Source organism: Streptomyces sp. NPDC059456, from assembly GCF_042750055.1.
Taxonomy (GTDB): Bacteria; Actinomycetota; Actinomycetes; order Streptomycetales; family Streptomycetaceae; genus Streptomyces.
In genome coordinates this window covers 1-7662 of sequence record NZ_JBHYVA010000407.1, presented here as the reverse complement: position 1 = coordinate 7662, position 7662 = coordinate 1, and the positions used below count along the sequence as shown (strand labels likewise).

The 7662-nt window shown below is 73.3% G+C and carries 8 protein-coding genes; 1 reads left to right on the top strand and 7 read right to left on the bottom strand.

Annotated features, from left to right (window positions below; genetic code table 11):
- Positions 1-80 precede the first annotated feature (80 nt).
- The 5 genes from ACFXA3_RS28450 to ACFXA3_RS28430 form a co-directional block, all read right to left on the bottom strand.
- Positions 81-779, bottom strand: coding sequence for a DUF4191 domain-containing protein (locus ACFXA3_RS28450; RefSeq protein ID WP_385191333.1), 699 nt, complete (start codon positions 777-779; stop codon positions 81-83).
- A gap of 10 nt (positions 780-789) precedes the next feature.
- The gene (locus tag ACFXA3_RS28445; RefSeq protein WP_054225563.1) at positions 790-987 is read right to left on the bottom strand and encodes a hypothetical protein; all 198 of its coding nucleotides are present in this window, start codon (positions 985-987) and stop codon (positions 790-792) included.
- Between the two features lie 307 nt (positions 988-1294).
- On the bottom strand, positions 1295-2242 hold the full coding sequence (gene lipA / locus ACFXA3_RS28440; protein WP_385191331.1) for a lipoyl synthase: 948 nt from the start codon (positions 2240-2242) through the stop codon (positions 1295-1297).
- A 110-nt stretch (positions 2243-2352) separates the two neighbouring features.
- Positions 2353-3150, bottom strand: a complete 798-nt coding sequence (gene lipB, locus ACFXA3_RS28435; protein ID WP_385191330.1) for a lipoyl(octanoyl) transferase LipB — start codon at positions 3148-3150, stop codon at positions 2353-2355.
- Between the two features lie 95 nt (positions 3151-3245).
- Positions 3246-3524: a hypothetical protein gene (locus ACFXA3_RS28430; protein WP_385191328.1), complete on the bottom strand. Its 279-nt coding sequence runs from the start codon at positions 3522-3524 to the stop codon at positions 3246-3248.
- A gap of 173 nt (positions 3525-3697) precedes the next feature.
- Here ACFXA3_RS28430 and ACFXA3_RS28425 point away from each other — a divergent pair, with 173 nt between their 5' ends.
- Entirely contained in the window at positions 3698-5140 is a 1443-nt protein-coding gene (locus ACFXA3_RS28425) for a regulator (RefSeq protein WP_385191327.1), read from the top strand.
- A gap of 78 nt (positions 5141-5218) precedes the next feature.
- Here ACFXA3_RS28425 and ACFXA3_RS28420 read toward each other — a convergent pair whose 3' ends face one another.
- Positions 5219-6475 (bottom strand): FAD-dependent oxidoreductase, encoded by a 1257-nt coding sequence (locus ACFXA3_RS28420; protein ID WP_385191325.1) that lies wholly within the window; start codon positions 6473-6475, stop codon positions 5219-5221.
- A gap of 158 nt (positions 6476-6633) precedes the next feature.
- Positions 6634-7527, bottom strand: a complete 894-nt coding sequence (locus ACFXA3_RS28415; protein ID WP_385191323.1) for a TIGR01777 family oxidoreductase — start codon at positions 7525-7527, stop codon at positions 6634-6636.
- Positions 7528-7662 lie beyond the last annotated feature (135 nt).

Genomic DNA, 7662 nt, shown 5'->3' with positions numbered 1-7662 from the left:
GACCCCACCCGGGGGGCCCCCGCGGCCCTCGCGGGCGGGGGGGCTCCCCTTCTGTCGTATACGAAGATCGGCTGAGCGGGTCAGCGCATCTTTCCGCCGCGCGGCATCCGCATGCCCTTGGGCATCGGGCCCTTCGGCAGCGGCATGTTGCTCATGAGGTCACCCATGGCGCGCAGCTTGTCGTTGACCTGGGTGATCTGCGGGCCGGCCAGCACGCGCGGCAGCTTGAGCAGCGTCGTGCGGAGCTTCTTGAGCGGGACCTCGCCCTCGCCGGTGCCCACGATGAAGTCGTGGACCGGGATGTCCGGCATGATCCGGGCCAGCTTCTTCTTCTCGGCGGCGAGCATCGGCTTGAGCCGGTTCGCGTTGCCCTCGGCGATCAGTACGACGCCGGCCTTGCCCACGGCCCGGTGGATGATGTCCTGGCTGCGGTTCATCGCGACGGCGGGGGTGGTGGTCCAGCCCCGTCCCACGTTGTCCAGTACGGCCGCGGCCGCACCCGGCTGTCCCTCCATCTGCCCGAAGGCAGCCCGCTCGGCCCGTCGCCCGAAGACGATCGCCATCGCGAGGAACGCCACCAGGAAGCCCAGGATGCCCAGGTAGACCGGGTGGTCGATCAGGAAGCCGATCGCAAGAAAGACACCGAAGGTGACGATTCCCACGCCCGCGACGATCAGACCGACCTTCGGGTCGGCCTTGCGCGTCATCTTGTACGTCAGGGCGATCTGCTTCAGTCGCCCGGGGTTCGCAGCAGTCTCTGCGTTTGACTTCCTCGCCATAAAGCGAAGTTTACGTGGCCTGCGGGGTCCGGGTCGCCGCGGCCTCGAGTACGTGCTCGGTTTCGACCCGGTCCTTGGCTCTGCGGCGGTCCTCCAGAACGGCGGTCCAGGCGTTGCGGCGGGCGCCGCTCATGAGCAGCGACTCGAAGCCCCGGAAGGCGTCGGTGAACGACGGAATGGCAATGGCGCGTACGGGCGCGGCCTGCATGATGTCGATCCCTTTCACGGTGCTCACGGTGTCGATCGGGGTGCGTGCGGGGCACCGCGGGGTGGCGCGGCGGTGTGCGCCGGTGTGCGCGGTGCGTGGACTCATCGTCACTGACTGGTGTTACCAGGGCATGACCGGCTGGTCAAACGGTGATGAAACATTTACGCGGCCCGCCGGACTCTTCGTTACAAAGAGCCTAGGGGCCGCGTCCATGTGGTGTTACCCGCCGGTAAGACTTTGTGCGTGAGTTCACACAGTCCGGGTGGTAGCGCGCGTCACACCGCCGCGCGCTTCTCCGTGCCTGCGCTCAGACTCGGCTGCGCTTCTCCATCGCCTGGGTGTAGAGGCGGCCCGCACGGTACGAGGAGCGGACCAGCGGGCCCGACATCACACCGGAGAAGCCGATCTCCTCGGCCTCCTTCGCCAGCTCCACGAACTCGGCCGGCTTCACCCAGCGCTCGACGGGGTGGTGCCGCGGCGAGGGCCGCAGGTACTGGGTGATGGTGATGAGTTCGCAGCCGGCCTCGTGCAGCTCCTTCAGCGCCTCCGAGACCTCCTCGCGCTCCTCGCCCATGCCCAGGATCAGGTTGGACTTGGTGACGAGGCCGTAGGCGCGGGCCTGCCGGATCACGTCGAGCGAGCGCTCGTAGCGGAAGCCGGGGCGGATCCGCTTGAAGATCCGCGGCACGGTCTCGACGTTGTGCGCGAAGACCTCGGGGCGGGAGGCGAAGACCTCCTCCAGCAGCTCCGGGACCGCGTTGAAGTCCGGGGCCAGCAGCTCGACCTTGGTGTGGCCGCCCTCGCGGCCCGCGGTCTGCTGGTGGATCTGGCGCACGGTCTCCGCGTACAGCCAGGCGCCGCCGTCGGCCAGGTCGTCGCGCGCGACGCCGGTGATGGTGGCGTAGTTCAGGTCCATCGTGACGACCGACTCGCCGACACGGCGCGGCTCGTCCCGGTCCAGCGCCTCGGGCTTGCCCGTGTCGATCTGGCAGAAGTCACAGCGCCGGGTGCACTGGTCGCCGCCGATGAGGAAGGTGGCCTCGCGGTCCTCCCAGCATTCGTAGATGTTGGGGCAACCGGCCTCCTGGCACACGGTGTGCAGTCCTTCGCCCTTCACCAGGGCCTGCATCTTCGTGTACTCGGGACCCATCTTCGCCCGGGTCTTGATCCACTCGGGCTTGCGCTCGATGGGGGTCTGGCTGTTACGGACCTCCAGGCGCAGCATCTTGCGTCCGTCGGGTGCGACTGCGGACACGACCGGCTCCCTGTGACTTCGATTCTTCGGCGCCCACCAGGGTACGCCCGTAATTTCATACGCTCTTACGTCGGCCAACCTGGCGGTGACCGGCCGCATTCCCCCGGTCGTCAGCCCGCGGCGGGTTCGATCTCCCGCGGCCGCAGCTCCGCCTGCTCCAGTACGTCCTTCAGGTGGCGTTCGACGACCGGCAGCACCTCGGCGATGGAGATCTCGCGGCTCAGTTCGTACGAGAGCGAGGTCACACCCGCGTCGCGGATCCCGCAGGGGATGATCCGGTCGAACCAGGTGCTGTCCGGGTTCACGTTGAGCGAGAAGCCGTGCATGGTGACGCCCTTGGCGACGCGGATGCCGATGGCGGCGAGCTTGCGGTCCTCGCGGCGCTGGCCGGCGTTGGAGGGGGCGTACTCGGGCCCGTTCAGGCGGGGGTCGAACTCCTCGTCCGTCAGCCGCGGGTCGAATTCGAGCGAGAGCCCGCCGATCCTGGGACGCTCCCCGACCGGGTCGCCGAGCACCCAGACCCCGGACCGGCCCTCGACACGGGTCGTCTCCAGCCCGAACTCGGCGGCCGTGCGGATCAGCGCCTCCTCCAGCCGGCGGACGTGCGCGACGACGTCGACCGGGCGGGGCAGCTTCATGATCGGGTAGCCGACCAGCTGGCCCGGGCCGTGCCAGGTGATCTTGCCGCCGCGGTCCACGTCCACGACGGGGGTGCCGTCCAGCGGGCGCTCGTTGTCCGCGGTGCGCCGGCCGGCCGTGTACACGGGCGCGTGCTCCACCAGCAGGCAGGTGTCGCCGATCTCGTCCGCGAAGCGCGCGGCGTGGACCCGCCGCTGCTCCTCCCAGGCCGGGGAGTACTCGACGTAATCGGGTCCGAAGCCCAGATGGACAAACTCAAGCTCAGCCACCGCAGCGCCTCCTCGTTGAACCTGCCGTGTGCACGTACCGCACCAGCCAAGGGTACGGCGGCCGGTTTCCGACCCCTCGGGCGCCTTCCGACCCCTCAGTAACCCGGGGGCGGAGCCTCCCCGGGGCCCGGCGGCAGCGGCTTGGGGCGCTTGCGGCCCCGGGGCGGGCGGTCCGGGTCCTCGTCGGCCCGCGGCAGCCGCCGGTGGCCCTCCGAGTGGTCGTTGACCCAGCCGCACACCCCGCACGCGTACCGGCCGTCGAGGCCCGCGATGTACGTACCGCAGCGACGGCACTCGGCCTCGGTCAGTTCGGGCGCGGGCAGTGGCGCGGTGGCATCGGCGGAGGATTCCGCCCCGGTGGGCCTGCGGGTCATGTCGCGCAGCGTACGCGGACGGAGGGGGCCAGTCCGTAAAGGGCCCTACCGATTCTGCACACGATCGGATGAATGTGGGACAGAGAGGGCGGTCTGAGCGGTGTTCGCCGCTACATTCACGCCGTTCACAGGGCCGGGACTCCGGTCCGTCACGTCAGGAAACCGTGGAGCCGATGACGGAACGACCTGCCCAGCGCGTCCCCAACCGGCAGCTCGCGGCGCTGATCGCGGAAGCCGGGTTCTCCAACGCCGGTCTGGCCCGCCGGGTCGACCAGCTCGGCCTGGAACACGGTCTCGATCTGCGGTACGACAAGACCTCCGTGACCCGGTGGCTGCGCGGGCAGCAGCCGCGCGGGACCACCCCGGCGCTGATCGCCGAGGTCTTCACCCGGCGTCTGGGCCGGCGGCTCTCGGCACAGGACCTGGGCCTGGACGCCTGCGCGCCCGTCTACGCCGGCCTGGAGTTCGCGGCCACCCCGGAGGAGGCCGTCGACATCGCCAGCGGGCTGTGGCGCAAGGACTCCGGCTCCCACGCGGAGCTGCGGAAGATCGCGTTCACCCCGGCCGGACTGGTCGTGCCCAGCCGGGACTGGCTCATCGGGCGCGCCGACGAGCGGGTGGGCCGCGGCGCCGATCCGGCGGCCGCGGCCCGGGTCCCGGTGCAGGGCCGTGCCGCGGTCCCCCGGCAGCGGCAGATCGACCGGGGGCCCGGCCAGCGGGTGACCGGCGGGGACATCGCGGCGCTGCGGTCGGTGAGCGAGCTGTTCCGGACCCTGGACCAGACCTATGGCGGCGGCCACGCCCGGCAGGCCCTGGTGCGCTACCTGGAGCACGAGGCCGAGCCGATGCTCCGCGGCACGTACGGGGAGACCACCGGCCGGCGGCTCTTCTCGGCCGCCGCCGACCTGACCCGGCTGGCCGGCTGGACCTCGTACGACATCGCCGCGCACGGGCTCGCCCAGCGGTACTTCGTCCAGGCCCTGCGCCTCGCGCAGGCCGCAGGCGACCGGCCGTACGGCTCGTACGTGCTGGTGACCATGAGCCGGCAGGCCGTCTACCTGGGCCACGGCCGGGAGGCGGTGCAGCTGGCCCGCGTCGCGCAGCAGGGTGTCGGCTCGGGGCCGCCGCCGGTGGTGCAGGCGCTCCTGCACGCGGCGGAGGCGCGCGGGCACGCGGTACTCGGCGAGGTCCGGGCCGCGACGGCCTCGCTGGTGCGGGCCGAGCGGGCGCTGGGCGCGGCCCGGGCGGGGGACGACGTACCGCACTGGGCGCGGCTCTTCGACGAGGCGCAGCTGGCGGACGAGTTCGGGCACTGCCACCGGGACCTCCAGCAGTACCGGGCCTCGGCGCAGCACGCGGAGCGCTCGCTCCAGCTGCGGGCGCCGGGTTTCGCGCGCTCGCGGCTGTTCTGCCGGGTCGTGCTGGCCACGGCCCGGCTGGGGCTGGGCGAGCTGGACCAGGCGTGCGCGCTGGGAGCGGAGGCGGCGCAGCAGGCGATGGAGATGCGGTCGGTGCGGGCGGTGGAGTACGTACGGGACTTCGAGCGCAGGCTGGAGCCGTACCGGGACGCCTCGGCGGTCCGCACGTACCGCGACCGGGTCGCGGCACTGTCCTGATCCCGGCGCGCCCGGACGTCGGCGGGTGCCTGCACAGGGCCCGGTCCCCACGGGGACCGGGCCCTGTCCGGAGGGTTCTCAGGCCACCGCCGGAAGGGCGGGTTCCGCGCTCGCGGGGAGCCGGATGCCGAAGTCGCGCAGGACGGCCGTGGCTGCGCGGCGGGCCGAGTGCAGCGCCCCTTGGACGGTGTTGACGTCGCGGTGGTCGCCGCACACGTACAGCCCGGCCAGGACCCGGACCGGACGGCGCAGGTCGTACGGCGGCGGCATCGCGGGGACGGCCTCCGGGGCGTGGTGGACGGCCAGCAGCTCCCAGTCCCGGGTGCCGGTCTCGTACAGCCTGGCGAGGCGCGAGGCGACCGTGCGGGCGGGCGGCGGCGGGCCGAGCACGGTGGTGGTGACCAGGCTGCGGCCGGCCGGGGCCCGCACCGGGTCGACCGCGCTCATCACGGCGGTGTGGGCGACGGGCCACCGGGGGTCGCCGTCGAGCAGGAGCGAGCCGTCCCACGGGAGCGGCGCGGCGGTGGCGTGGTGGATGACGGTGACCTCGTGGAACGCCGGCACCCGCAGCCCCGGCAGCAGATCGGCGGCGGCCCGCGCCCCGGTGGCCAGGACGGCGGAGCGGCAGCTGAAGTCGCCGTGCTCCTCGGTGGTGACCAGGTTCGTCGCCACCGACCGGACCCGGACCCCGGTGCGCACGGTGCCGGGCGGCAGCGTGGCGGCGAGCAGGTCGGGCAGGGCCGCGGCACCGCCCTCGGGCACGGCGAGCCGGCCGCGGGCGAAGGTGCGCAGGGCGAGGTCGGCGACCCGGCTGGAGGTCGTGAGCTCCGGATCGCGCAGCAGCGCGGAGAGCAGGGGCCGCAGGGTCGCGCCGAGGGCCCGGGAGCGCAGGGCGGCCAGCGCCGTGCGCTCGGGGCGGGCCAGTACGCGTTCCACCGGCAGGGCGGCGAGCCGGCCCAGGTAGGCGCTGAGCCGGGCCTGGTCGAAGGATCCGCTGGCCAGCGCGCGGGCCGGGGTCAGTGCCCCGGCGCGCGCCTGCCTGCCGTCGGTGTGGACGAGCACCCCCGCCGCGAAGGGCCGCAGGACCAGGCCGGCCAGGCCGGGGGTCCGGTCGAGCTCCGTGTACGAGGTGTTGAGCAACTGCCCGATCCGGTCCAGCCGGAATCCGTCGACGTGCTCGGTGGCCATCCGTCCGCCGGGATCGTCGGCGGCCTCCAGGACGGTGACCGTGACCCCTGCCGCGATCAGGTGGTGTGCCGCCGCGAGTCCTGAGACCCCGGCTCCTACGATGACGACGTCCGCATGCTGTGCGGCGCGGTGCGAGCTGCTGAGCACGTGCCCCTCCCCGAGGTCGGCGCGGCTGTGTGGGAATCCTCCTTCCCCCAACCGGCTCCAGGGGAACCCGAGTTCGGTGGGGTATTGCGGTCGGGTCCGGTCGCACGGCGGTCGCATCCGGGTCACGGACGGTCGCACGGGGGCGGGGCGGGGGCCCGTTACCGGTCGAGGGCGGACCGGATCGCCTCGTCGATCCCGGGGTGGCGGAAGGTGAATCCGGACTCCAGCAGCCGGGCGGGCAGCACCCGCTGACTGCCCAGCACGTCCCCGGCGAACTCCCCGACCACCACGCGCAGGGCCGGTGCCGGAACGGGGAACGGCGTCGGACGGTGGAGCACGCGGCCCATCGCGGCGGTGACCTCACGGTTCGTCAGCGGCTCGGGGGCGGTCAGGTTGACGGGTCCGGACAGTTCCGGGGTGTCGACGGCGTACCGCAGGGCGGCGATCTCGTCGTGCAGCGAGATGAAGGACCAGTACTGGCGGCCGTTGCCGAACCGGCCGCCGATCCCGGCCCGGAAGATCGGGAACAGCTTGTGCCAGGCCCCGCCCCCGGCGGCGACCACCAGTCCGGTCCGGGCGAACACCGTCCGTACGCCGGCCGCCTGGGCGGGGGCGGCGGCCGCCTCCCACGCGATGCAGACCTCCGGCAGGAAGCCCCGCCCCGCCGGGGCGTACTCGTCGACGGCGTGCTCCCCGGTGTCCCCGTAGTAGCCGATGGCGCTGCCGCAGACGAACACGGCCGGCGGCGCGTCGAGCGCGGCGATCGCCCGGGCCATCGCACCGGTGCCGAGGACCCGGCTGTCCCGGATCTCCTTCTTGTACGCGGCGCTCCACCGGCGGTCCCCGACCCCGGCCCCGGCCAGGTGGACGACGGCCCCGCAGCCGGCGAGCCCGGCGGGGTCGACGTACCCGCGGGCCGGATCCCAGGCCGCCTCGTCGGGGGCGGCGGGCGCGCGGCGCACGAAGCGCACCACCTCGTGCCCGTCCGCCCGCAGGGATCGTACGAGGGCCTGCCCGATGAGCCCGTTCGCCCCGGTGATCGCGATGCGCATGCCCCCATGATGCAGTCCCGCCGCGCCCCGCGGCGGGCATGCGGCGCGGCGGGCGTGCGGCGCGGCGGGCATGCGGCGCGGCGGGCGTGCGGCGCGGCGGTCAACCCGCGGCGGTCAACCGGCGCGGCGGTCAAC